This is a genomic window from Fibrella musci, from assembly GCF_041321105.1.
Lineage (GTDB): Bacteria > Bacteroidota > Bacteroidia > Cytophagales > Spirosomataceae > Fibrella > Fibrella musci.
Genome location: NZ_JBGGWD010000008.1, coordinates 38106 through 63095, shown reverse-complemented (window position 1 = coordinate 63095; position 24990 = coordinate 38106). Strand labels below are relative to the sequence as shown.

Sequence of the window (24990 nt, the reverse complement as noted above, 5' to 3'; positions counted from 1 at the left end):
ACAGTGAAATGGCTTTCAAGGCAGTATCGGGTGTTTGTTCGTTGGTAACTTTGTGTACGTTGCGACGACATTCTCCCGTCGGCAAATGTAATTTTTGATAGAACCGAAAAAAGGACATATTATTTTACGGGTCAACACGTGGGCGCTGATTCTGTGGCTTTTGCTGGGCTTTTTGGGCTTCGCACAGGCGCAGGATCGCCCCACCAACCCGCTCAGTCCGCTCCCGACGCCCCCCTCCAAACCCGTCAACCAATCGCCCGAAGCCACGCGGCCTGCCTCAGGTACGTCGGCACCGGCGGGTACACAACGTACCCGGCTTTCGGGTCGTTCGGCCGGGGATACGGCCCGTACGGGTACCCCATCCGACTCTGCCAAGGTACCGCAGGATCAGTTTGCGACCACCGTACGTTACTCCTCGAAAGACTCCAGCCAGGTTAACGGGCAAATCGTAGAGCTATGGGGCGAGGCCGAAGTGGTCTACGGCGACATCTCGCTGAAAGCTGATTACATCAAGCTCAATCAGGAAACCAACGAGGTATATGCCCGCGGGCGCTACGACTCAACGGCCAAAAAGACCATCGGCACCCCGATTTTCAAAGACCGGAGCGAGACCTATAATACCAAGGAGATCCGCTACAATTTTAAGACCAAAAAAGCCCTCGTCACCAGCATCATCACCCAGCAGGGCGAAGGGAATATTCGCGGAAAAACCGTTAAGAAAGACGCTGAAGACAACCTCTACATTCGCGGGTCGATCTACACGACCTGTAATCTGGCCACGCCTCACTTCCACATCAACGCGCCCAAACTCAAGGTGGTGCATAATAAACAGGTAGTATCGGGGCCGTTCAATCTGGTGATCAACGAGATACCCCTGCCCATTGGCCTCCCCTTCGGCTTTTTTCCATTTCCGAAGAAAAAAGACATTGGCGTATCGGGGATTATCATGCCTCAATATGGTGAAGAACCCAACGGGCGGGGTTTCTACCTGCGCGATGGCGGCTATTACTGGGCCGTCAACGAGAATATCGGCCTTCAGTTCACGGGGCAGATTTACTCGCGGGGTAGCTGGGGGGGCGGGCTATCGGGGGCTTATAACAAACGGTATCGGTACAATGGTGGCTTCCAGCTCCGCTACAACCGCAACTTCGCCGGTGACCTGATCGACACGCTTAACAAACCCCGCACCGACTTTGCCATCACCTGGAACCACGCCCCGCAGAACATCGGGCGGCGGTCGTCGTTTTCGGCCAGCGTCAACGTGACCAGCAACAGCTACAACCAGTTCAACTCGTTCAATACGGCGGCGGTTACCTCCAATGTGGCGGGGTCGTCGATCCAGTATAGCCGCACGTTTGGCAAGTATGTGCGGGCGGGCAGCAACCTGCGCGTGAATCAGCAGTTCGGCCAGATCAACCAGACCACGGGCGTGCGCGAAAACGGCAAAACAGACGTGTCGGGTGATTTCAACCTCTCGGTCAACCAGATTGCGCCCTTTGCGTTGAAAGGAGGAACCGGCCGTTGGTACGAGAGTTTCCGGCTGGGTTTTCAGTTCGATGCTAATGCACAAGTCAGCAATACCATCCGCAGCCAGTTCGACACCACGGGCTACGGCTTTCGGGTCATACCCGACGAATCAATCTTTGGAAAACCCGTTAGCCGGGCAATATTTATTCAGGACAGCATTCAACGGGCCACCGACATCCGCCTTGGCAGAACCGTCGAGGACCCCAACCTGATTGCGTTCAATTTCGATAATCTGGGGCGCATCTGGGACAACCGGCTGATCAACATGCGCTATAGCATTCCAATTGCGCTGCCCAACTTCAAGATTGCCCGCTACATCAATTTTACACCAGGTTTCTCGTTACAGGGCGATATCTACAACTACCGGCTAAATTATAGATACGTACCTGACTCCAACGGCGTGAGCATCAGCCGTGAGCGGGGCTTCTTCCCGACCTACCAATTCTCGACCAACGCCAGCATCAACACACGCTTTTACGGCACGGCGTTTATCCGGGGTAAGCGGCTCGAAGCCATCCGGCACACGGTAGCCCCGTCGGTATCGATCAGCTACACACCCGATTTCTCGAGTTCGACCTTTGGGTTCTACCAGCGGCTTGAAGGTCCGGCCGGTTCAGCTTTTAACAATATTCCCGAATATCGCCGCACGCTGTCGCGCTTTCGGGGGCTTGGCGGCACCTATGGCAGCACGCCACCGGGGCAATCGGCTATTGTGTCGTTTGGGATCGTCAACCAGTTGGAGATGAAGGTACGTACCCGCGACGACAGCTCGGGGCAGGAGTTTAAGAAGGTACCGATCTTCGACAACCTGAGCCTCAATGGCAGCTATAACCTGCTGGCCAATGAGTTTAACCTCTCAACGATCAACGTCAGTGCCAACACGCAGATCGCCAAGAACATCAACTTCAACATCTCGTCGGTCTTTGATCCGTATTATTTCAAGCTTATCCCCGGCGCTGAAACCAGCTCCGGCCAGGATGAATACGTTCGGATCAACCAGTATCTGGTTAACGCAGGGGGAGGATTAGCTCGCTTGTCGAGCTTGCAGGCGTTTATCAGCACCCGGTTTGCGCCCAAGAAGGCCGATCAGCCTAAGAAATCGCCCAACGCCAGCGACGCTACCCTGAAGGCCATCAATCAGAACCCGGATCTCTACGTTGATTTTAATATTCCCTGGTCGTTGAACCTCAGCTATTCATTTGGCTACACTAGCTTTAGCCCTATTCAGAGCGCCATCATCCAGACGATGCAACTCACGGGCGACTTCAGCCTGACGCCCAAATGGAAATTTACGTTTCAGACGGGTTATGACTTCCAGTTCAAAGCACCATCGATCACGACTATTGGTGTCAACCGCGATCTGCACTGCTGGGAAATGGCCTTCAACTGGACGCCCTACGCCGGTAGCGCCTTCCGGGCTGGCAACTACTCGTTCGACCTGCGCGCCAAGTCTTCAATTCTACAGGAGTTGAAGCTGAGCCGCCGTCGTTCATTCTACGATTCGGGCGGATTTGGGGGTGGTTTCAGGTAACCATTTTCTAGAGCTTAGCAATACAACTATCTATTTAGTAAGTAGTTAACTACCTTTTAATAAATCTAAACGGGCAGATCTGATTACCCGTTCATATAGGCATGTTTATTGACAATCGGCGCAAAACACTCAATTAGTACATCATTTCAAGAAAAAAAAATACATATCATCATTGTGCCAAACTGGTCAATATCTTTTTTTTAAGAGAGTTTTACACCAATTGTATTTTGTTGATTTTCAATCTATTACCAAATAAGTATAAGTAAATGTAGTCAGGCATAAAAACACTTACAAGCTGACAATCACACATTTAGATACCCCATACTTGGTATAGTAGTTGCCAATGTCAGTGAAAGAAAACATGCACTCTATCTTATGCAAAAAAGTGCTTACTCCAACTCACTAACATTTTAGTTATCAGGCTACTACGTTAGCCCGTTTCGCCTTCTCTTCTACGGATACCGCCTTTCTATGACAGGTTTGTCGACGGACCTGACCGGTATCACTACGCGCTCTTTTCGCCGCTAGGGTGGTTGCTACAAACCACGCCTGACCAAGATTTCTGTCCATTTCCCCTACTACTTCTTCTTTATTCCACATGAAAAACGTTTCTCGTAACGTAGCCACTTTGCTGGCTATGCTAGTCTGCACTATGTCCATAGTTTTTGGACAAACGACCCCCCAAACGCGGGAGAATAATCAGGTTTGTATGGATCCCGTCGTTGGTATTGGGCGGGGAGCCTACATCGATCAGGCCCGTACATCGGGTATTTGCGTAGCCTGCTCAGGTAGCAGCACATCGGCAGTTGTCAATGGTAACCTGGCCGATTTCGCCACTATTGATCTGGGTGTATCAGCCGCTGGTGGTTACCGCGTTTCGGTCCGGGATTCACTGCAATACTATCCTGCTGGTAACGAAGCCGGTTTTGTGATCCGGTACCGCGACAGCGGTCTGCTAGGCCTGCTCGACGCTACCCTGCTGAACCAGGTTGCGATTCGCACATACCGCAACGGCACGCTGGTTGAAACGGCTAACTTCTCGAGCGGTTCGGGCCTGCTGAAAGCCAACGTGCTGGGCGGTAGCGGTTCTGGTAAGCAAGCCCTTAGCTTCGTCACGACCCAAGATTTTGACGAGATTGAGTTGGTGTATAATGGGCTGGTGTCGGCGGGTAAGTTACTCGATGTCTATTATGCCTTTGAGGGCCCCGGTACGTGTCCTAAAGATTGCATGGATGCCTTGCTGACAGCGGGCAACGGTGCTACCGCTACGAGTGGCCAGGTTGGTGCAACCGTTACCGTTGGCCCCATCCAGGTCAACGCTTGTACGCTGGGCGGTAGCATATCAGGTGTTCCGAACGTACTTGACAGCGATTCGACCACCAACTTTGCCACTATTGCCTCTACCGTCGGGCTGCTTTGTAGCCGGTACATCGAAGTGGGCACGGCGACAACGTACCCAGCCGGTTATGAAGCAGGTTTCGTGATCGACAACGGGGGTAGCCTTCTTGACTTAACTGCACTGGGCGGCATTACGGTCACTACGTACTACAATGGTGCCCAACGAGAATCTTTTACGGGTAGCAACCTGGTTTTTGCCAACGTCCTGGGCGGATCGAACAAAACGCAATTGGGCTTCAAGGCTGGACAGGCGTTCAACAGCATCCGAATCTCCCTGACAGGTGTTTCAGTAGCTGTCAACCTGCGCGTTTATCATGCCTACGTCAAAGCCGATACGGATAACGACGGCGTAGCCGATTGCTTGGATAAGTGCACAGGTAATGATCTGCTCGACGCTGACGGCGACGGTATCCCCGACGCCTGCGACAGCAACGTGGCCGACCTCTCGGTTACCAAGTCATCGAACAGCAGCACGGCTACGGTTGGCAGCAATGTGACGTACACAGTCAATGTTCAACGCCTCTCTGGCCCCAATGCTACGGGGGTTGTGGTACTCGACACGCTGGCTCCCGGGCTGGTTTATGTATCGCACGTGGCAACGCCGGGTACGGTCTATAACCCAACGACAGGCCGCTGGACGATTGGTAGTGCACTGGCAGGCTCCACCTCGACGGTTTCGTTGAGCATCACGGCTCGGGTCGATGTGCGGGGCGTCAGCACCAACATTGCCGAAGTGATTCGCAGCTTCGAGACAGACCCGAACTCAACACCGGGTAACGGGAATCTGTCAGAAAACGACATCGCCAGCGCCTGCGTCAGCGTACCAATTGATCTCTGCCAGGGCTCATCGGTAGTGCTCTCGGCCCCCGATAGTTACACGGCTGGCGTCGAATGGTTCCGCACCTTCAACGGCGTTACGACCTCGGTTGCTACCACGCCCACGTTCTCGGCCTCGCTGTCGGGCAGCTATAGCTTCACCAGCGTTGGTGCATCGGGTTGTGCATCGGGTAACTGCTGCCCCGTTATCCTGAACGTTGAGCCGCTGCCAACGCCAACGCTGGCAGCCAGCCAGTCGGTCATTTGCGCAGGGGCCAGCACGACGCTGTCGGTGGTTAGCCCGGTAGGCAGCACCACCTACGTCTGGAGCGATGGCACTGTAGGTACGTCGGTAGTAGTGAGCCCATCTGTCACGACCGTCTACAGCGTATCGGCGACCTCGGCCGGCGGCTGCTCGAGTGTTGTCTCGATTACCGTTACCGTCAATGCCGCGCCGGTTCAGGCTCCCATCATTGCGATTTGCGGCCCGGCATCCAGCGGTACGTATAGCTTCGTGATCAGCCCGACCACGTCAGGTACCAGCACGTCGTACTTCGTGAAAGTAGGCTCTGCTGCCGAGACGGGTCCGTTTGCCTACGGCACGCCTCGCCAGATCGACGGCAACACCGGGTCATTCTCTGTCGTGATTCGGGATGCTACCACGAGCTGCTCGATTACGCTACCGGTAACGGCACCGACCAACTGCCCCACGTGTCCGCCTAAAGTTTGCGTACCGATCCGCATTGCCCGTGTTGAGTAAGGTTAGGTTTGTTTGAACGATCCACTCCATTCATTCCGAACGGCCCGCTTGGGCCGTTCGGTTTTTTAGGTATCAGGCAAACCAGTAGCCGTCTGATTTGAGACTAATACACAGTCGTTTTCAGCTTGCCTTTCATGGCCTTCCGCAACTTCTCCACTTTGGGCAGCGACACCCGCTGAATATAAGGCTGATCGGGGTGGAGCTTGCAGTAGTTCTGGTGGTAATTCTCGGCAGGGTAAAACACCTGAAACGGTACCACCTCCGTCACCACCTTACCCGCATAATAATGTAAGTCATTGGTGCGGCGAATTGCAGCTTCGATCTCGGCCTTTTCGGTAGGTGTCCGGTAAAAAGCCACCGACCGATAATCGCGACCAACATCGGGTCCCTGCCGATTGAGGGTAGTGGGGTCATGGCCAGCAAAAAAGGCCTCTAGCAGTTCACGATAGCTGATCACTTTCGGGTCGTAATACACCTGCACCGATTCGGCATGGCCCGTTTGGTCGGTGCCAACCTCTTCGTAGGTCGGATTCTTGGTGTTTCCGCCCGAATAACCCGAGATCACCTCCCGCACGCCTTTCAACTGATCGAAGCCTTCTTCCATGGCCCAGAAACACCCGCCCGCAAAGGTGGCGACGGCCTCGCCGGGTTTCAGGGTGGGAAGTTTGGCCGGTGCGGCGGCTGGCGCCTGTGCCCACCCGACTTGGGCGATCAGCAGGAGCCACATCAACGTTAGTTGTTTCATGGATTTGCTTGTTTAGTCATGCGTTACAGCCTGATTGGGTCGTATAGATACTGGCCCATCTGCGCTATCAGATAAACGCTGGGTTTGCCTTATCCATTCCGTATAGCGCTGTGGTGATCAGGCATTCTTCGGCGTGGTGGTGGCAGGTAGGCTCACCGGCTGCGTGAAGGCGTGTTTAATGGCCGGAAACTGCTGTTGAATAGTGGCATGGATGCGCACAATGGCCTCATTCAGTACGTCGGTGGTCAGATCTGTCTGGAACGCCACACTCTGGACCATCGTAATTTCTTCGGGCCCTAAATAAATAGTCGCCAGTTCGCTGACCTGAACCACCGCCGGGTCTGATTCGGTGAGGGCGATCAATTGCCGACTCACCTCCGGGTCGACGCCCTCGCCCAACAGCAGGCTTTTGCTTTCGCGGGCCAGCACCACCGCCACCCCTACCAGCAACAGCCCGATCAGGATAGAAGCCAGGCCATCGAGCGTGGGGTTGTTCAGCGTATGCCCCAGAAAAACGCCTAGAAACGCAATGATCAGGCCAATTACATCGGAGGCGTCTTCAAACAGCACGGTAAACGTGGCCGAATCTTTACTGTCTTTGATCGCCGCCCACAACGATTGCTGGCCGCGTTGGGCGTTGAAAGCCCGCCAGGCCGTCAGGAGCGAATAGCCATCCAGCACCAACGCAATACCCAGCACGATGTAATTCCAGAAAGGGTCTTTGATTGGCTCGGGGTGCTGAATGTGCGTGATGCCTTCGTAGAGCGAGACCCCGCCGCCGATGGCAAAGATCAGCAGCGCCACCACATACGACCAGAAGTACTGCTCGCGCCCATAACCAAATGGTCGTTTCTGATCGGGTGGGCGCTGACTGCGGCGTATACCCAGCAGCAGCAGGACTTCGTTTAGTGTATCGACCAGCGAGTGAATACCTTCAGAAAGCATCGCCGAGCTTCCGGTCATGCTCGCCACGATGAACTTGGTGGTAGCAATCCCCAGATTAGCCGCCAGAGCCGTATAAATCGGCGTATTCGATGAAGCCATACCGGTAAAACTACGGGTCGGGGCTGATGTTTACCCAGGCACTTACGGCGCCCCGTTGGCTATGGACCGGACGGGATAGTGACTAAGCCAGGCAACGTACCTGTCCCTGGTAGACGAGCCAGGAACGTACCCAGCCAATTGGTACGTCAGCAAGGCTATAGATACGTACCGAAATGCACCGAGTTGGCCGCACAGAATGCCTCCACCGCCAGATCGACTTCATGAGCCGACTGGATCTGCACACTGACTCGTATGGCGGTTCGCTGCCACATCGGCTTGTCGGTTTCGACTGACTCGTCAGCGGTCAAATCGGCCTTATCAAGACCCAAAAGCGAGACCAAAAACCGGCCCGACGTACCTGGATCGGTGCGCTCGCGTTGGGTCTCGGCACCCGGAGGGGCCGAAAACAGAATGTGGTCGATCGTGAAGCCCTGCGCCAACAAACGTTGCACAGCCTGCTGGGATTCGGCAACGTGGTCAAAAAAGCCAGTAATCGTTTGGGCGTATGTCATGAGCCGGTCGTGCTGTTCGTAGAAAGAATTCATCAACAGCGGAGGACCGTATGGCGGAGCAAACACCCGGAGCCAGGTAGGCTACTAAGTAGTTTACTGTTAACTCGACAAATGTACTTTGGCTTTATGCGCAGCCCTATGATATGCGCGGTCCAACAACATGATTGTTACGGGTTACAGCCACGAAGCCTCCCCTACTCACAACCAAATTGTTAGCCGCTCATGAGCCTTTAGCCGCCCGACAACTCGAGGCATAGCCACGTTTAAAACACTTACAATCAAATCAGTAGCGAAGAAATGATCATATTCTTTAGTGACATCGGTCATAGGAAAGCGCAAAAGCCCTACGCAATTTTAACATTTGCCCGAAACATATTATCGACTTACCAACCTGTACGTTCATGAAAAATTCCAGAGCGCTTGTTTATATAGCCGACGATGATGCCGACGATCGTTTCTTCATACGATCGGCCCTCCGGGAAGTTGATCCGTCCATTACGCTTGTTGAAGCCGAAGACGGCGACGATCTGCTCGACAAGCTGGTTGCCTGGAGCTTAAACCCGATGGCTTCGCCGATCAGTCTAATCCTGCTAGACATGAATATGCCCCGGCGCAGTGGTCTGGAAACGTTGATCGACCTCAGGTCGACGCCGGCCTTCCGGCACATCCCAATCGTGATGATGTCTACGTCTGCCGAACCCGCCGAAGTTGCGGTAGCCTATCGGCAGGGTATCAGCAGTTACATCCGAAAACCGGAGGTATCTTCTCAGATCAAATCGATTATCCAGGCGATCAAAATATGCTTCCTGAATGCGAGCGTAGCCTAACGCGCCACGACTGCCTTGTCGTTTTGACCCGTGGCCGATCGGTTTATGCTGTTTCTATTTTTTCTTACCATGCCGAATACCCTGCCCAATTTACCCGAGGATGACGATCTGGCCGTTGAGGTTAGCCAACTACGGCTGGCCAATCAGGTCCTGACACAACAGGTGAGCGACTACAAAGCTGACCTGACCCGGATACGGGCGGAGTTGGCAGCCTGTGAACAGACCCGATTCCAAAGCCAGCAAAATGAGCGGGAACGCAGTCACTTACTGGCGCAGGAACGAGAGCTGAATGAGTTGAAATCAAACTTTGTCACGCTGGCGTCGCACGAATTTCGCACGCCCATGGGCACGATTCTCTCCTCGGCATCCCTCATTGGCCGCTATAATAGTCCCGACGATGCTGAAAAACGCGAGCGTCACGTGCAACGGATTAAGCTGGCCGTCAATAGCCTGACTGGGCTCCTGAACGATTTCCTGTCGCTCAGTCAGATGGAAAAAGAAACGCTTTACGGTAATCCTCTTCCGGTCAACATACTCCTCTTTTGTCACGAACTCATCGACGACATAAACGCCGTCATCAAACCCGGGCAACTGGTCGTTTATCGGCACCTCGAAGGGCCCACTACCGTATCGATCGACGGGCAGATGATCAAAAACATTCTGATCAATCTGCTGATCAATGCCAGTAAGTATTCGGCTGAAGGGAAACAGATCGAACTCAAAACGGCTGTAGATGATACCCAATTGATTATCACGGTCAGCGATCATGGCATCGGCATTCCCGATGTCGACAAAGACAATTTGTTTATCAGTTTCTTCCGGGCGCGCAACGCCGCGCAGGTGGAGGGAACGGGATTAGGACTTTATATCGTTAAACGATACGTAGACTTACTGGATGGTGCTATCAGCTTTACTAGTGAACTCGATTCGGGTACTACGTTCACCGTCCAACTTCCGTTGGCGTACTCCCGACGCTATGAAAAGCATCCTGGTAATTGAGGATAATGCAGAGATGCGCGAAAACATCGCCGAGATGCTCGAACTGGCCTCCTACACGGTCATCCAGGCTGGAAACGGCAAACAGGGCGTACAGATGGCGCGCCGCACCCAACCCGATCTGATTCTCTGCGATGTGATGATGCCCGAATTGGACGGCTATGGCGTCCTCCAGATCCTGAGCAATGATCCTTTGCAGGCGACTACGCCGTTTTTGTTTCTTTCCGCCAAAGCCGACTCGACCGATTTTCGCTTCGGCATGAACCTGGGGGCCGACGACTACCTAACCAAGCCCTTCGACGACGTGACGTTACTCAACGCAGTGGAGCTTCGGCTAAAGAAGGGGGAACGGAAACGATCCGACGCTGTCGCCAGCCCGGCTAATCTGGCTAATCTGACACAGGCTATCCTTAACGAGAGCACGGCCCAGCAGGAGTTATCCGACTATTACCCCACGGCCCACTACAGAAAAAAACAACAGCTGTTTACGGTGGGTAGCTTACCAATGTCGCTGTTCTTCGTCATTAAGGGAAAAATTAAAGTCTCCCGGCTCAATCAGGCGGGCAACGAATATATTACTGCCTTAGTGGGGGCGGGTGAATTTATTGGGTACGTTGACCTGTTAAAAGGGGGGAGCTATGCCGAAACCGCCGAAGCCCTAGACGATGTCACTGTCGTAACCATCCTGAAAGCCGACTTTCTGGAATTAATTGGCCACCATCAGGGAGTAGCCGCCAAGTTTATTCACCTGTTGGTCAACGATGTAGTCGAGCATCAGAAACGGCTCCTCAATCTGGCCTACCAATCGGTACGTAAGCGGGTAGCCGAAGCCCTGCTGATGTTTCAGGAAAAATTCTATTCGCCATCGGTCAACTCAGAGCAATCCGACCTAACGCAACTGACCGATGCGGCAGACGTACCTGGCCAACCCAGCCGCCTGATACACAAACCGGCCGGCACGGTTTTGCCTCCGATGACCCTGTCACGCGATAATTGGTCGCACCTGGTGGGAGCCTCTACCGAAACGGTTATCCGAATCTTAAGCGATTTTCGGTCTGATCGACTCATCGACATTAGCTCGCATCAGATCACCTTGCTTAATGTGGGTAAACTGGCTGAACTGAGGCAGTGATTTACCCTTCTTACCAACATCTGCGCTATTGTCTTTTGCGCCCCTGTTGTATTTCAGGCCGACGCGGAACTACCCGTTTGCCTTGCGCTGACTGAAGCCGCTTCAACAGCTCGATAATTCATTTTTACTCAACGTTATAATGTCAACCAAACTCAAATTTAGCCCCGTCGGCCGATCCCCTTTCTTTACTACCGTTCGTGAGCGGGTCGATGCCTACTTTGCCGGAAAAGACCTTTCTCCCCACGCCAATGGGGCCATGTGGGCTAAGGCCGCGTTTTTTCTGGGCGGGTACGTCCTGCTCTACGCACTGTTGATATCGGGCCAGTTTGGTGTATGGCCCATGTTGGGCTTTGCCATCGGGCTGGGCATATTCGCAGCCTGTATCGGGTTCAACGTGTCGCACGATGCACTGCACGGGGCTTTCTCGGCCCGTCCATGGGTCAACAAATGGCTGGGGAATACCTTTTACCTATTGGGGGCCAACCCATATGTCTGGAAAATAACGCACAACGTAGTACACCACACCTACACTAACATACCCGGCCACGATGAGGATATCGAGGTAGCGCCGGGCCTGGTGCGGCTCAGTTCGGAAGAGCCCCTTCGCCCCTGGCACCGGTACCAGCACTTCTACACGTTTCCGCTCTACACGCTGGCCTCGCTTTCGTGGGTATTCCGAAAAGACTACGTCAAATTTTTCAAGCGTCAGATTGGTCAGCACAAACCGGCGGCCCACCCCCGGCGCGAGTATGTAAACCTGTTTGTAGGCAAAGCCCTTTACTACCTGTTTTTTCTGGTGTTGCCTTATCTGCTGCTCGATGTGGCCTGGTGGCAGGTGCTGATTGGCTTTACGGGTATGCAGCTGGCCGAAGGACTGGTGTTGGGGCTCGTTTTTCAACTGGCTCACGTAGTTGAAGGCACCTCGTTTCCGCTGGCCCATGAGTCGGGCACCATGCAGGATGCCTGGGCTGTCCACCAGCTTCGGACGACGGCCAATTTTGCGCCGCGTAGCCGACTGGCGGCCTTCGTGTGTGGCGGCCTGAACCGGCAGATCGAACACCATCTGTTTCCGAAGGTGTGCCACATTCACTACCCTGCCCTGACGGCCATTGTGAGGCATACGGCGCGCGAATTCAACCTGCCTTATCTGGAAAACCGGAGCTTCTGGACCGCCATCGCCTCGCACTTCAGGGTGCTGCAAACAATGGGGAGGCCCGCTTAGGTAAGGTGTCGGGCGGCCGCCGCGCCGAAAAGAGTTAAAGCGTTTTGGCGCTCAGCGTGTTGTATACTAAACCCGACACACATGGCGACTCATCAGGACAAGAAGAACAAAAACACGAAAAAAGTGGCCACGAAGCCCGCCAAGCAATCGGGTCATCCTGCGGTGCCCAAATACGTGCGCGACGACTCGTCAGCCGGACCGCTCGACCTGACGGCTCAGGCGAAGAAAGGCAAGAAATAATAGCGCTGGGTACGTTCTGGCCTTAATGGCCGGCCCCGTGATTCTTTCGGCACCTCAACATCCCTTACCAATTGTTTTATGGCCAACAACACGCTGGTTATTGTCACAGGGTACAAATCGATATCCCCGCGGCCCATTCGCAAAGCTTATCTGAACAGCAGCGAAGACAAGGCAACGCAGCGCTTCGTACAGGCGTATCCGGGCATCCGGGACGTTACGACGGTGACAATCACGTTCGAAGACGAGTTTACGATCCGGGCAAACGGTGATATAGCCCCCTATTGATCAGGCATCCGGTCAGGCAGCAGCGCTGTGTGACCGGATTTTTGTTAGCCCCTATCCGTTCAGGTTATTGTATTGCCGGATGTAGGTGCCGGGCGACATGCCGGTGGTGCGTTTGAACTGCCGGTTGAAATTAGACAGGTTGGTGTAGCCGCACGAAAACGCAATCTGGCTGATGGTGTCCTTCGATTCGCGCAGGTAGCGGCAGGCGTGCTCGACCCGTACTTCGTTGAGCAGCGTCGAAAACGTTTTGCGGGTGTGCTGGCGGAAAAACCGGCAGAACGCGCCGGGTGTCAGGTTCGCCACGCTGGCCACATCGTCGAGCGCAATAGGCAGGTGGTATTGTTCCAGAATAAATGAGAAAACCCGCTCCAGCCGCTGCTGATCTTCGGGGCGCTGAGGGCGCGTGAAGGCCGTCACCGACAGGATCTCCCGGCTAGCCGTCGTTGCCAGAAAATCCAGGATCGTCAACAGCGTTACCAGTTGCTCAAACGGGCGCTGGGTCGGCAGTTTTCTGAACTGATCGGGCAACGGATGGCCGTCGCTGCATCGAAACCGGATTCCGTGCTGCGCCTCGGCCAGCAGGTGCTGCAAGTGGCGGGTTTCGGGGGTATTCAGCACCGTTTTTTCAACCTCATCGGGCCGGAACAGGGCCGAAATCGCCACGGAGCGCATCGACGAATCGGGCAGAAAATAGCCGGGATCGCTGCGCAATACGTGCGGTAGATTGGCCCCCAGCAGAAGCACATCGTTGGGGGCAAAGCGATCAATTTTGTCGCCCACAATCAACGTCCCCTCCCCTTCCTGAATCAGCGTCAGCTGAATTTCCGGGTGAAAATGCAGCAGCTTGTAGAAATGCGGGAAGCTGTCCTGCTCCACCCGAAACGACCGATCGTCGGTCGCCAGCACCTTAAATAACAGCGGCTTCATCAATACATTTTTTACGAGTCTACAGGCATTCACGCACAAAGTAGTGAATATAATACCATTGTTCACGAATCGGTAGCAAACGAGGGGTCGATTGGTCCAGTACCTTTACACTAGACTAGCAACTCCAATCATACCGCTTATTTCTATGAACGTGACGACTCGTTGGGAAGGTGTTTATCCCGCGCTGCTGACCCCCTTCACGGCCGACGATCAGCTTGATCTGCCCCTGTTCGAAAAAAACCTGCACGCGCAGCTCGAAGCCGGGGTGCATGGTTTCATCATCGGTGGCTCGCTGGGCGAAGCCAGCACCTTACAGAATCAGGAAAAGATCGAACTGCTGACATCGGCGCTGGCGGTTTGCCAGGGCAACGTACCTGTGCTTATCAACATCGCCGAGCAGGCTACCCGGCAGGCCATCGTCTGCGCGCAGGAAGCCGAAGCCAACGGTGCCGACGGCCTGATGCTGCTGCCCCCCATGCGCTACCCCGCCGACGCCCGCGAGACCGTAACGTTCTTCAAGGCCGTAGCCAAAGAAACCTCGCTGCCGATCATGATCTACAACAACCCGTATGATTACAAGATCATGACCACCGTGGCGATGTTTGAAGAGTTGGCCGAACTGCCCAACATTCAGGCCGTAAAAGAATCGACCCGCGACCTCACCAACATCACCCGGATGCGCAACGCCTTTGGCGACCGTTTCAAACTGATGGGCGGTGTGGATACACTGGCGCTGGAAGCCCTGCTGCTGGGTTGCGATGGTTGGGTTGGCGGCCTCGTTGATGCCTTCCCCGCCGAAACGATGGCGATTTATAACCTGACCAAAGCCGGTCAGGTAGCCGAAGCACTCGACATCTACCGCTGGTTCATGCCCCTGCTCGAACTCGACATTCACCCCAAACTGGTGCAATACATCAAGCTGGCGGCCCAGGCTACGGGCATCGGTTCGGAGCACGTGCGTGCCCCCCGCCTCCCGCTGATCGGTGCCGAACGCGAGCAGGTGCTGAACATCATCAACACCGCCCTGGCCAAACGCCCCACGCTGGCAACCGGTAAACCCGTGGCCGAACCGGGCGCATCAGCTCCCCTCAACCCCGCACTGACGGCCCTGAACCCGGCTGTATTCATTAACTAGGTATGGCTGAATACCACTTTTTCTGCATCGATGCACACACCTGTGGCAACCCCGTGCGGGTGGTCACGGGTGGGAGCATTCCCTTTTTGCAGGGTGCCTCGATGAGCGGAAAACGGCAGCACTTCCTGCGCGAATTCGACTGGATTCGGACGGGGCTGATGTTTGAGCCACGCGGCCACGACATGATGTCGGGGAGCATCCTGTACCCGCCCATCGACCCGGCCAACGACGCGGGCGTGCTGTTTATCGAAACGTCGGGTTGCCTGCCCATGTGCGGCCACGGCACCATCGGCACCGTTACGGTAGCTATCGAGCGCAACCTGATCCGGCCCAAAACGCCGGGCGTGCTGCTGCTGGAAGTACCGGCCGGACTCGTCAGGGCCGAGTATGTGATGGATGGTCCTAAAGTGACGTCGGTGAAGATCACGAACGTGAAGTCGTACCTCGCCGCCGAAGCGCTGACCGTCGAATGCCCCGACCTGGGTACGTTGACCGTCGACGTAGCTTATGGGGGGAACTTCTACGCCATCGTCGATCCGCAACCTAATTTCCCGGGTCTGGAGCATTACAACGCCGAGCAACTGATTGCCTGGGCGCGGGTGATGCGGCAGCGGATGAACGAGCAATACACGTTTGTGCACCCCGAAAACGCGACCATCAACGGCCTGAGCCACATCCTCTGGACCGGCAAACCGCTGCTGGACAGCTCGACCGCCCGCAACGCCGTGTTCTACGGCGATAAGGCCATCGACCGCTCACCCTGCGGCACAGGTACGTCGGCGCGGATGGCCCAACGCTACGCCAAAGGCCTGCTGAAACCGGGCGACGTGTTTGTGCACGAAAGCATCATCGGCTCCATTTTCAACGGGCGTATCGAAGCGGAAACCGAACTGGCCAATCAACCGGCCATTGTACCAAGTATCGAAGGCTGGGCACGCATTTACGGATACAATCACCTGATTCTGGACGAAGCCGACCCATACGTACACGGATTTCAGGTCATTTAAAGACTTTCTCTTTCCCTTTCTCCCATGCACATTGGTATTGTTGGTGGTGGTATTATCGGGCTGAGTTCGGCCTATTACCTCCATAAGGCCGGGCATACGGTGACGCTGTTTGACCAGAACCCCATCGCCGACGGTTGTTCGTTTGGCAACGCGGGTATGATCGTCCCCAGTCACATTATCCCGCTGGCGCAGCCGGGCATGATCGCCAAAGGCATGCGCTGGATGCTCAAATCGACTAGTCCGTTTTACGTCAAACCCCGCCTGAACCTCGATCTGGCTCGCTGGGGCTGGCTGTTTTACCGCCATGCCAACGACGCCCACGTACAGCGGTCCATTCCGGTGCTGCGCGACCTGAGTCTGCTCAGCAAAAACCTGTATCAGGATCTGGCCGCCAATGGCGATTTAACCTTTGAGTGGCAGGAACGAGGGCTGTTTATGTTGTACAAAACGGCCGCTGCCGAGCACGAAATGGCCGAAGAAGCCGACGTAGCCAACCGGGCGGGTATCGAGGCGGTGCAACTTGACGGACAGCAAGTGCAGGACATGGAGCCCCACACCCGCGTCGACGTGCGGGGCGGTATCTTTTACCCCGGCGATGCGCACCTCAATCCCAACGAACTGATTCACTCGCTGGTCACGTACCTACGGCGCGAAGGCGTTACGCTCATTGAAAACACCACTGTCACGGGCTTCACCAAAACGGGATCGCACATTCGGTCGGTGCAAACGGCGCAGGGCACCTACGACGTCGACACGGTGGTGATTGCGGGGGGCGCGTGGTCGCCCGAGATTGCCCGGCAGCTAGGGCTCGACCTGTCGTTACAGGGCGGCAAGGGCTACAGCTTCATGGTCCGGAACCTAGTCAACAACGTTCGGATTCCGGCGATTATGCTGGAAGCGCGCGCTACGGCCACGCCAATGGGTGGGGATCTGCGATTTGCGGGGACGCTCGAAGTGGCGGGTACCGACATGACCATCAACATGAACCGGGTGCGGGGCATTGTGCAGTCGATCAACAACTATTACCCCGACATTCCGGTCGATCTGCCGCCGGTAGAGCGCGTCTGGCGGGGGCTTCGTCCCTGCTCACCCGATGGTTTGCCGTATATTGGGCGCAGCAACCGATACGACAACGTGGTACTTGCCACGGGGCACGGCATGATGGGGCTGAGTCTGGGGCCGGCAACGGGTAAACTCGTGAGCGAAATTGCCGCCGACAAGGTCAACAGCCTGGACATTTCTGCTTTCAGCCCCGATCGGTTTTAACGCAACCCCCTAGCCGGTGAACGCGACGACGCATGTGCGGCGTTGCCTAACCAACCTTACCGCATATGACAGACGCACAAACATCAACCGATACGTTTCAGGGCATCAACCCCGCCACGGGTGAAGCCCTGCCCGGCTTTTTCACCGAAGCCACCGTCGACGAGGTAGCGCAGGCCTGTGAGCAGGCAGCCGTTGCCTTTGCCACGTACCGCCAGAAGTCGGGTGCCGAAAAAGCCCGTTTTCTGGACGCCATTGCGGCCGAAATCGAAGCACTGGGCGACGAACTGCTCACGCGGGCACAGGCGGAATCGGGCCTGCCGCTCGCTCGCCTGACGGGCGAGCGCGGCCGCACCACGGGGCAGCTCCGGCTCTTTGCCGAGTACCTGCGCGACGGCTCGTGGGTAGACGCCCGCATCGACACCGCCCTCCCCGACCGCCAGCCCCTGCCCCGCCCCGACCTACGGCAGATGCTGCGCCCCCTTGGCCCCGTTGGCGTGTTTGGCGCAAGCAACTTTCCACTGGCCTTTTCGGTAGCGGGTGGCGACACGGCTTCGGCGCTGGCTGCCGGCTGTCCGGTGGTTGTAAAAGCGCATCCGGCCCACCCAGGTACGTCGCAGCTCGTTGGTGAGGCCATCGAGCGGGCCGTTATGGCTGCGGGTATGCCCACAGGTACGTTTGCGCTGATCCACGGCCGCACCACTGCCGTCGGCATGGCCATTGTGGAGCACCCGGCCATCAAAGCCGTTGGGTTCACAGGTTCGTTGCGGGGTGGCCGGGCGTTATTCGACGCGGCGGCCCGTCGTCCCGAACCCATTCCGGTTTACGCCGAAATGGGCAGCACCAATCCCGTGTTTTTCCTACCACAGATTTTACAGGAAAAAGGCGCCGCACTGGCGCAACAATACGTTGGCTCGGTGACGCTCGGCGTGGGACAGTTTTGCACTAATCCGGGGCTTTCGGTGGTGCAGCGTTCCCCCGAAGCCGACACCTTCGTGCAGGAGTCGGGCAAGGCCGTAGCGCAGCTGGCGCCAGGCACGATGCTGACCAAGGCTATTTTTCAGTCGTTTACGAAAGGTATCGATAAATTAAGTCAGACCAACGGCGTTCAGGTGCTGGCGCAGGCGACCCCGACCGACAGCTTTGCCAACGGTACCCCGACCCTGCTGAAAACGACCGCCGAAGCCATCCTGGCCGACTCCGCCATTACGGAAGAAGTGTTTGGGCCAAGCAGCGTTATTGTGGAAGCCAACGACCGCGAGCAGTTGCTGGCCGTAGCACGCGGGCTGGAAGGCCACCTGACGGCCACCGTGTTTGGCACCGATGCCGAACTGGCCGACTACGCCGACCTGCTGGCCATTCTGGAGCAAAAAGTTGGGCGCCTGCTGATCAACGGTTTCCCGACGGGCGTTGAAGTGAGCCACGCTATGCACCACGGCGGCCCCTACCCCGCCACGACCGATTCGCGGTCAACGTCGGTCGGTACCAACGCCATTGTGCGCTTTGCCCGCCCCGTCTGCTACCAGAATTTCCCGGATGCACTCCTGCCCGACGAACTGAAAGCCAGCAATCCGCTGCACATCTGGCGGCTGGTCGACGGAAAACGGACCAACTGATAAACATAGTTTCCGTGTGCCTTCGCCCGGGCGTCGGCAAGGTTTTTATACCCTGTAGTTCCCCTATTTAGTACAACTGATCAATGTAACCCTGCCCCCAACCCGATACGTCAGGCGATGTATGGTGTTGGGGGTTCTTTTATGGGGGCGAGCCGGGTACGTTCCCCAGTTGCAGCAGCACTCGCCGGCTTACCCAGGGCTCAGGAACGTACCCAGTCGGCCAAACATCCGCCGGGCTGAACCGGTTAAGTCAATGGAACTGATACAACAACAACTTATGAAAACGATTCGCGCCCTGAGCCTCTTACTCCTGATTGCGCTGGCGGGCAGCTCGTGCACGCCAAACATGAAATTCAACACGTCGACCATCGTACCGTCGGCAACGGGTGAGGTTAAAGTCAGAAAAGACCGCAACCAGAATTACGCCATCGACATACGAATTTTCAATCTGGCCGAACCCGAAAAACTCAGCCCGGCCAAGAATGCCTACGTGGTCTGGATGGAAAGCGACGGGAGCAGCACTCCCAAGAAACTGGGCCGAATCAACACCAGCACCGGCCTGTTTTCCAAGGCGTTGAAGGCCGACCTGAACACCACCGTCACCACCAAACCGACCCGCATTTTTGTCTCAGCCGAAGACAGCCCCGACGTTGACTACCCGCAGGGAGTCGTGGTCATAAGCACCTAGTCTGAGCACTTGTTTCTCCATCAAAAAAGCCGCCTGGTACGTTACCAGGCGGCTTTTTTGATGAGCGCGACTGCTTTATTCACGTACCAGCCGAACGCCGTAGACCGGGCCTGCGGCATTGCGTGGTTTGGCCTGTAGCCGGATCGTTACGGTCGATTTACCGTTGGTCAGCTCGGTCGGGATTGGATACTGGATGTCGTAGAAACGACTCTCCTTGTACTTGTTCAGGTCTTCGCTCGCGATCACGGTTCCGTCGACCAGCACGTCGAACTGACGCCCCCGGTTGTCCATACCCCAATACGTTCCGATCAGGATGTTGCGGGCGGCAGGGTCGGTTTTTAGGGTGAAGCTCATGGCGCTGCCATCGGTGGCTACCCGAAACTTGCGGGTGTGGTCTTCGCCTGCTTCCAGTTTGTCGCCCGTTACGTTGTGGTCACGTTCGGGTTGCATCTCGCCCAGCCGCAGCAGGTCGACCGTGCGCTGTTCCAGATCGGCGGCTTCGCGGCGTTTCTGTTCGTAAACCGCCTGCTGCTTTTTCCAGGTGTCGGGTGTAAAGACGTCCCAATACACCGTGTAGTAGGTATCCTGCACCTCATAAAACGGGCGCAGCGTAACGGGTGCTTGGGTACCGGTTTGCGCCGTAGTGAACGTGAGTGGCGACGAAGCGGGTTTGATCCAACCGTTCGGGTCGGGGTGGCTCGTCACAAACACGGGTACGCCCTGCGTGGGGTCGGGTTCGGTCTTGCCCAGATCGCCCGCCAGCAGTACCGGGCCATAGAAAAATGCCTGCCGCGCGGCGTTGTCGGGCATCGGCATCGACCGTAGCGAAGCAGGTAACGTCAGTTCGATAACGTCGCCCGGTTTCCAGCTTCGGTCGATCACCACGTACCCGTCCTGTACCGTTTCGGCTACGGCTTTGCCGTTGACACGTACCTGCATCGGGCCGGCGAGCCAGTACGGTTTCCGCAGTCGGATGGGCCATTTCGTGGGCTTGGCAGCTTGTACCGTCAGCCGCACGGTTGGGTCGGTAGGGAGGTTGGCGTTTAGCGTGAGGCGTAGTCCTTTTTCGGCCCAGTTCAATTCCGACGGGATGAATAGATTGACAAACAGACTCCCATCAGCGCCTTTGAAAAAGATGCTTTCGCCATATTTGACATGGTTTTCCATGCCGGTACCCACGCAGCAGGTGAAGTCCTCTTCCTCATCGCTGAAGTGCTTGCGGGTACCCATCCGTAGCGGCACGAAATAGCAGACCATACCCGTTTTGTGGTGCTGCGACGCCAGAATGTGGTTGTACAATGCCCGTTCGTAGTAGTCCATGTAGGTGGCGTTAGGCTGCAACGCAAACAAATGCCGGGTCAGTTTCAGCATGTTATGCGTGTTGCAGGTTTCCATGGTGTTGTCGGTCAGTTTGTCGTTGAGCTGATCGGGCGTGCTCAGGTATTCGTAGTTGCTGTTGCCGCCGGGCGCGTAGGTGTGGTGGTTGACAACCGTCTTCCAGAAGAAATCCGACATGGCAAAATCAGGCTGATTGCCCGTCAGCTCGTAGCGCCGGATCGTGCCGATCAGCTTGGGCACCTGCGTGTTGGAATGACGACCGGGCAGAATATCTTTCCGGCGGGCCAGCGAATCGAGCACTACACGGTCATGGAATTTGTACGACAGATCGAGGTACTTTTTGTTGCCGGTCAGCGCGTAGGTATTCACCAGTACATCGTTCATGCCGCCATACTCGCACAGCAGCATCTTCTGAATCTGCTCATCGGTGAGGCTTTTCAACGTTTCGCCCGCCCAGTCCGACAGCCCGACGTTGATGGCGAGCGCCTTGTCGTTGTGGCAGTATAGATAGGCATCAAGCAAACCCGCCATCACCTTGTGCACCGTGTACCAGGGCGACCACGCTCCGTTGAGGTCGAACCCGCGCGAACGAATGTTGCCCTGCGCGACTTCGGCGAAAACCGTGTCTTCGCGTGGAATAGCGCCCACGTAGCCCGTCTTGCGTGCCCGTTGGCATTCCGCCAGTTCATCGACGATGTAGTTGACGCGTTTCAGGTAGTCGGGATCGTTGGTAGCCGCATATTGCAACGCCAGGGCCGACAGGTAGTGCCCCAGCGAATGCCCCGCCAGCCCCGACGATTCCCAACCGCCATATTTGGCGGCTTTCGGTGCGAGACCCGCGTGGGTTCTGAACTGAGCCAGCAGCCGGTCGGGCTGGAGGTTGAGCAGAAAGCGGGTGTCGGCCTCCATCGCCGTTTTAAACGGACTATCGAGCAATTTGACGGCACTAAGCGGAAACGCATAAGCCCGGATCGGCACCGCCGTTTTTACCCGTACCCGGGGGTCGTTCTGTTCGGGCAGGTACGTCTGCGCGTGGGTGAGGTGGGCAAGACAGAACGCGAGTACGAAAAAGATAGGTTTCATAGGTTTGGTACAAGTCAAGAGCAGTTAGGCATACGTTGATGGGGTGATTTCGACAGTTAGCGTGGTGTCAGGTCGGGAACCTGACACCACGCACTGAGACGCAAGGGATTGCGTCTCTACTGCCCTCCCACACTCCACTCCAGAATGCCACTCGACGCGTCTTTCGGGAGTTGCACCAGCATGCGGAGAGCGTTCGTCTGTACGGGCTCAAACGCGACCTCGTTGTAGGTGTCCTTGCTCACCACATAGGGCGTTTTCGTGGTCACCTCCCGCCAGTCGCCCGTGGGTGTCTGGTACAGCAGCTTCCAGGAGGCCGGAATCCGGCAGCCGCCCCAGGGACCATCGTCGAACCAGTACACCTTGGCCGACGACACCGTGGCGGGTTTGGCGAAGGTGTACTGCACCCATTGCGTCGTGTCTTTTTTGGGCCACCAGTGGTAGTAGATATTGTCGTGGTCGTTGGAGTGCTTCGGCGTATCCTGATCGTTCAGGGCCGCCAGTGCCTTGGTTGTCAGCGAAGCCGAAATTTTGCTGGTCGACGCAATCGTGGGGGCGGGAGTCGGCTTGGCGGCGGTAGGTTTGGTCGCCAGCCAGACAGCCATTTCGCCGCTTCCCCGGTTGGCCCAGGCGTAGTACGGAATGGCCGTCAACCGGGCCGGGCTGGTCTCGAAACCGCCAGCGGTTGTGCGTTTCACCTTGGCCGCTTCACCGGTCAGGATGTCGGCCCCGCCAAACAGCGCCGGGTTGAAACGCGCCTCCAGTTGGCTTTGGTCGGGCAGAATGTAGTCGAGCACATGGCCATCGGGGGCATCGGGCCACTCCGCGCAGTAGACGATCGGGCCGCGTTGCAGCGCCACCTTGTCCTGATCGGCTTTTACCTGCGCGTTGGCCTCGATCCGGCGAATCTCCATCGGCAGCGACAGCCGCACCACATCGCCCGGTTTCCAGGTCTGTTTCAATACGGCATAGCCGTTGTCGAGCGTGTACGTCGCCTTTTTCCCGTTGACCGTAATCACGACCGGGCTGTTGCGCTGATCGGCGAAGCGGTACAACGTACCTGGCACCGGCTGATTCTGCGCCCAGCCCGGAATACGGAGGGCCAGTTCAAACGCCTTGGCACTAGCGGGGTTCAGCGTAAAAGCGATATCACCTGCCCACGGGTACGTGGTTTCCTGCGCCACCCGAATAGCCGTACCATTGAGGGTGACATCGGCCGTGCTGTTCACAAACAGGTTGGCGTAGAGTCGGTTGCCGCGCTGTGCGTAGACGTACCCAGGCATCGACGGAATGAACCGGCATACGTTGCTGGGGCAGCAGGCGCAGCCAAACCAGGCCGAGCGGGCGTGTTGCCCCTGCGACTGCAACGGGTTGGGGTAAAAGAACCGGTCGCCGCTCAGCGATACGCCCGACAGCATGCCGTTGTAAAGCGTCCGTTCGAGCACGTCGTAGAAGCGGGCGTCGCCGTGCAGCAGAAACAGCCGCTGATTCCAGTAGATCGTCCCGATGGCCGCGCAGGTCTCGTTGTAGGCCGACATGTTGGGCAGGTTATAGGCCGGTCCAAAGCCTTCATGGCCCCCTTCGGCACCGATTCCGCCCGTGATGTAATATTTGCCGTCGACCACATCGTGCCAGATCCGGTCCATCGCCGTCACGTAGGCTTTATCGCCAGTGATGGCGGCCACATCGGCCATGCCCGAATACATGTACGTGGCCCTGACCGAGTGCCCAACGGCTTCGGTCTGTTGCGTGACGGGCTTGTGGTCCTGGCTATACTCCTGCCCTTTGCCGCGCACATCGAGCAGAAACTTCGCCAGGTCGAGGTAGGCTTTCCGACCCGTCGTGCGGTACAGTTTCACCAGCCCCATCTCCACAACCTGATGGCCGGGCGCGTAGCTCAGCTTGCCGGGGCCAAAGTCGCGCACCAGCAAATCGGCGTTTTTAATGGCTACGTTCAGCAGCGTTTTTTTTCCCGTGGCCTGGTAGTGCGCCACGGCGGCTTCAAACAGATGACCGCTGTTGTAGAGCTCGTGGCTCAGGTCCGATTCCTTCTCCCAGCGTTTCAGCCCCGCCCAGGGGTGCGGGTGCGCCGGGTCGATGGTGCGGGCGGTGTAGAGGTAGCCGTCGGGCTCCTGTGCGCTGGCAACGTACCCAATGAGCGAGTCGATGCGGGCGTCGAGTCGTTTGTCGGGGAAGGTTTGCAGCGAATAGCTGGCCCCTTCGATGATCTTGTAGATATCGGTATCGTCAAACGGGTATTCAGTGCAAAACTTGGTGCCGGCTTTCAGATGCCCCGCCACCAGAAAATTGTCGACCCGGCCCGTGCTGTAGCAATGCTTAAGGGCAATCGGGATGGTTACCTCGTGGTTGAGCCGGATGCGCGGCGCCCAGAACTGATCGGTCACTCTGACGGCCGTGAAGGGTACTGGCTGAATGGGATAATCGCCGCCCGCTTTCGGTCCGGCTCCGATCGACTGCCCATAGCTTACGCCCATCAGGGCCAGGCAGGCTAGCGGCAGGAGTGTCTTCACTACATAGTTGCGCATAGAAACAGGTTCGTTCAGATCAGTAAAATAGTATTAGTGGTGGCGCAGGAACACCGGGCAGTCCCGTTCGCCGCGTACCCGCTGCCGATGGGGTTTCTGGCCGCTTCCGGGGTGTCAATCAAGCACAAAAGCAAGCGTCACGCCATCCACTACGGCAGAATGACCCCGGACTACAACGAAGGTACAGTGGCTGACAGGGCTCTTTTATACCGTAGTTCGCGAGTGCTGATACTTTTTTAACAAGTGCATAAACAAGCCAATTGAATACAACCTGAATTCACTTTATTGCTTTCAGATTCTTTGGCATGAGTCGATACCGGCCGTAGTTTATTCTGAAAACGGCCGCTTTAGTCGG

General features: G+C 56.4%; 19 protein-coding genes. 13 read left to right on the top strand and 6 right to left on the bottom strand.

What is annotated here, in order from left to right; genetic code table 11:
- Window positions 1-94: 94 nt before the first annotated feature.
- Entirely contained in the window at window positions 95-3058 is a 2964-nt protein-coding gene (locus ACAW74_RS24775; protein ID WP_370700949.1) for a putative LPS assembly protein LptD, read from the top strand.
- Between the two features lie 709 nt (window positions 3059-3767).
- Window positions 3768-6032 (top strand): hypothetical protein, encoded by a 2265-nt coding sequence (locus ACAW74_RS24770; RefSeq protein ID WP_370700948.1) that lies wholly within the window; start codon window positions 3768-3770, stop codon window positions 6030-6032.
- Window positions 6033-6135: 103 nt separating this feature from the next.
- Here the strand turns inward: ACAW74_RS24770 and msrA are convergent, their stop codons facing one another.
- From msrA to ACAW74_RS24755, 3 genes are all read right to left on the bottom strand, one after another.
- Entirely contained in the window at window positions 6136-6777 is a 642-nt protein-coding gene (msrA, locus tag ACAW74_RS24765) for a peptide-methionine (S)-S-oxide reductase MsrA (RefSeq protein WP_370700947.1), read from the bottom strand.
- Window positions 6778-6894: 117 nt separating this feature from the next.
- Complete coding sequence (locus ACAW74_RS24760) at window positions 6895-7821, bottom strand: cation diffusion facilitator family transporter (RefSeq protein WP_370700946.1); 927 nt, start codon at window positions 7819-7821, stop codon at window positions 6895-6897.
- Between the two features lie 155 nt (window positions 7822-7976).
- Window positions 7977-8366 (bottom strand): hypothetical protein, encoded by a 390-nt coding sequence (locus ACAW74_RS24755; RefSeq protein ID WP_370700945.1) that lies wholly within the window; start codon window positions 8364-8366, stop codon window positions 7977-7979.
- Window positions 8367-8734: 368 nt separating this feature from the next.
- Between ACAW74_RS24755 and ACAW74_RS24750 the strand changes: the two genes are divergently transcribed.
- The 6 genes from ACAW74_RS24750 to ACAW74_RS24725 all read left to right on the top strand — a co-directional run bounded on the left by ACAW74_RS24750 (window position 8735) and on the right by ACAW74_RS24725 (window position 13035).
- Window positions 8735-9160: a response regulator gene (locus tag ACAW74_RS24750; RefSeq protein WP_370700944.1), complete on the top strand. Its 426-nt coding sequence runs from the start codon at window positions 8735-8737 to the stop codon at window positions 9158-9160.
- Window positions 9161-9229: 69 nt separating this feature from the next.
- The gene (locus ACAW74_RS24745; RefSeq protein ID WP_370700943.1) at window positions 9230-10159 is read left to right on the top strand and encodes a sensor histidine kinase; all 930 of its coding nucleotides are present in this window, start codon (window positions 9230-9232) and stop codon (window positions 10157-10159) included.
- Window positions 10137-11288, top strand: a complete 1152-nt coding sequence (locus tag ACAW74_RS24740; protein ID WP_370700942.1) for a response regulator — start codon at window positions 10137-10139, stop codon at window positions 11286-11288. The genes ACAW74_RS24745 and ACAW74_RS24740 overlap by 23 nt, the downstream gene beginning before the upstream one ends.
- 139 nt (window positions 11289-11427) lie before the next feature.
- Entirely contained in the window at window positions 11428-12510 is a 1083-nt protein-coding gene (locus ACAW74_RS24735) for a fatty acid desaturase family protein (RefSeq protein WP_370700941.1), read from the top strand.
- 81 nt (window positions 12511-12591) lie between these two features.
- Window positions 12592-12750: a hypothetical protein gene (locus ACAW74_RS24730; RefSeq protein WP_370700940.1), complete on the top strand. Its 159-nt coding sequence runs from the start codon at window positions 12592-12594 to the stop codon at window positions 12748-12750.
- 78 nt (window positions 12751-12828) lie between these two features.
- Window positions 12829-13035, top strand: a complete 207-nt coding sequence (locus tag ACAW74_RS24725; protein WP_370700939.1) for a hypothetical protein — start codon at window positions 12829-12831, stop codon at window positions 13033-13035.
- A 51-nt stretch (window positions 13036-13086) separates the two neighbouring features.
- Here ACAW74_RS24725 and ACAW74_RS24720 read toward each other — a convergent pair whose 3' ends face one another.
- Window positions 13087-13962 (bottom strand): AraC family transcriptional regulator, encoded by an 876-nt coding sequence (locus ACAW74_RS24720; protein ID WP_370700938.1) that lies wholly within the window; start codon window positions 13960-13962, stop codon window positions 13087-13089.
- A 145-nt stretch (window positions 13963-14107) separates the two neighbouring features.
- Here ACAW74_RS24720 and ACAW74_RS24715 point away from each other — a divergent pair, with 145 nt between their 5' ends.
- The 5 genes from ACAW74_RS24715 to ACAW74_RS24695 all read left to right on the top strand — a co-directional run bounded on the left by ACAW74_RS24715 (window position 14108) and on the right by ACAW74_RS24695 (window position 19671).
- A complete protein-coding gene (locus tag ACAW74_RS24715) occupies window positions 14108-15097 on the top strand; it encodes a dihydrodipicolinate synthase family protein (protein WP_370700937.1) in 990 nt (329 codons plus the stop codon).
- A 2-nt stretch (window positions 15098-15099) separates the two neighbouring features.
- Window positions 15100-16104: a 4-hydroxyproline epimerase gene (locus ACAW74_RS24710; RefSeq protein WP_370700936.1), complete on the top strand. Its 1005-nt coding sequence runs from the start codon at window positions 15100-15102 to the stop codon at window positions 16102-16104.
- 24 nt (window positions 16105-16128) lie between these two features.
- Window positions 16129-17370: an NAD(P)/FAD-dependent oxidoreductase gene (locus ACAW74_RS24705; RefSeq protein WP_370700935.1), complete on the top strand. Its 1242-nt coding sequence runs from the start codon at window positions 16129-16131 to the stop codon at window positions 17368-17370.
- 65 nt (window positions 17371-17435) lie between these two features.
- Window positions 17436-18983 (top strand): aldehyde dehydrogenase (NADP(+)), encoded by a 1548-nt coding sequence (locus ACAW74_RS24700; protein WP_370700934.1) that lies wholly within the window; start codon window positions 17436-17438, stop codon window positions 18981-18983.
- A 277-nt stretch (window positions 18984-19260) separates the two neighbouring features.
- The gene (locus ACAW74_RS24695; protein WP_370700933.1) at window positions 19261-19671 is read left to right on the top strand and encodes a hypothetical protein; all 411 of its coding nucleotides are present in this window, start codon (window positions 19261-19263) and stop codon (window positions 19669-19671) included.
- A gap of 75 nt (window positions 19672-19746) precedes the next feature.
- Here the strand turns inward: ACAW74_RS24695 and ACAW74_RS24690 are convergent, their stop codons facing one another.
- Complete coding sequence (locus tag ACAW74_RS24690) at window positions 19747-22092, bottom strand: beta-L-arabinofuranosidase domain-containing protein (protein WP_370700932.1); 2346 nt, start codon at window positions 22090-22092, stop codon at window positions 19747-19749.
- A 116-nt stretch (window positions 22093-22208) separates the two neighbouring features.
- Window positions 22209-24635 (bottom strand): glycoside hydrolase family 127 protein, encoded by a 2427-nt coding sequence (locus ACAW74_RS24685; RefSeq protein ID WP_370700931.1) that lies wholly within the window; start codon window positions 24633-24635, stop codon window positions 22209-22211.
- Window positions 24636-24990: the final 355 nt, after the last annotated feature.

What these genes read in the sequence shown, in the direction of transcription:
- ACAW74_RS24770 (WP_370700948.1), top strand. Translation starts at nt 3,768, where the DNA reads ATGGATCCCGTCGTTGGTATTGGGCGGGGAGCCTACATCGATCAGGCC.
- msrA (WP_370700947.1), bottom strand. Translation starts at nt 6,777, where the DNA reads ATGAAACAACTAACGTTGATGTGGCTCCTGCTGATCGCCCAAGTCGGG.
- ACAW74_RS24760 (WP_370700946.1), bottom strand. Translation starts at nt 7,821, where the DNA reads ATGGCTTCATCGAATACGCCGATTTATACGGCTCTGGCGGCTAATCTG.
- ACAW74_RS24755 (WP_370700945.1), bottom strand. Translation starts at nt 8,366, where the DNA reads ATGAATTCTTTCTACGAACAGCACGACCGGCTCATGACATACGCCCAA.
- ACAW74_RS24750 (WP_370700944.1), top strand. Translation starts at nt 8,735, where the DNA reads ATGAAAAATTCCAGAGCGCTTGTTTATATAGCCGACGATGATGCCGAC.
- ACAW74_RS24745 (WP_370700943.1), top strand. Translation starts at nt 9,230, where the DNA reads ATGCCGAATACCCTGCCCAATTTACCCGAGGATGACGATCTGGCCGTT.
- ACAW74_RS24740 (WP_370700942.1), top strand. Translation starts at nt 10,137, where the DNA reads ATGAAAAGCATCCTGGTAATTGAGGATAATGCAGAGATGCGCGAAAAC.
- ACAW74_RS24735 (WP_370700941.1), top strand. Translation starts at nt 11,428, where the DNA reads ATGTCAACCAAACTCAAATTTAGCCCCGTCGGCCGATCCCCTTTCTTT.
- ACAW74_RS24730 (WP_370700940.1), top strand. Translation starts at nt 12,592, where the DNA reads ATGGCGACTCATCAGGACAAGAAGAACAAAAACACGAAAAAAGTGGCC.
- ACAW74_RS24725 (WP_370700939.1), top strand. Translation starts at nt 12,829, where the DNA reads ATGGCCAACAACACGCTGGTTATTGTCACAGGGTACAAATCGATATCC.
- ACAW74_RS24720 (WP_370700938.1), bottom strand. Translation starts at nt 13,962, where the DNA reads ATGAAGCCGCTGTTATTTAAGGTGCTGGCGACCGACGATCGGTCGTTT.
- ACAW74_RS24715 (WP_370700937.1), top strand. Translation starts at nt 14,108, where the DNA reads ATGAACGTGACGACTCGTTGGGAAGGTGTTTATCCCGCGCTGCTGACC.
- ACAW74_RS24710 (WP_370700936.1), top strand. Translation starts at nt 15,100, where the DNA reads ATGGCTGAATACCACTTTTTCTGCATCGATGCACACACCTGTGGCAAC.
- ACAW74_RS24705 (WP_370700935.1), top strand. Translation starts at nt 16,129, where the DNA reads ATGCACATTGGTATTGTTGGTGGTGGTATTATCGGGCTGAGTTCGGCC.
- ACAW74_RS24700 (WP_370700934.1), top strand. Translation starts at nt 17,436, where the DNA reads ATGACAGACGCACAAACATCAACCGATACGTTTCAGGGCATCAACCCC.
- ACAW74_RS24695 (WP_370700933.1), top strand. Translation starts at nt 19,261, where the DNA reads ATGAAAACGATTCGCGCCCTGAGCCTCTTACTCCTGATTGCGCTGGCG.
- ACAW74_RS24690 (WP_370700932.1), bottom strand. Translation starts at nt 22,092, where the DNA reads ATGAAACCTATCTTTTTCGTACTCGCGTTCTGTCTTGCCCACCTCACC.
- ACAW74_RS24685 (WP_370700931.1), bottom strand. Translation starts at nt 24,635, where the DNA reads ATGCGCAACTATGTAGTGAAGACACTCCTGCCGCTAGCCTGCCTGGCC.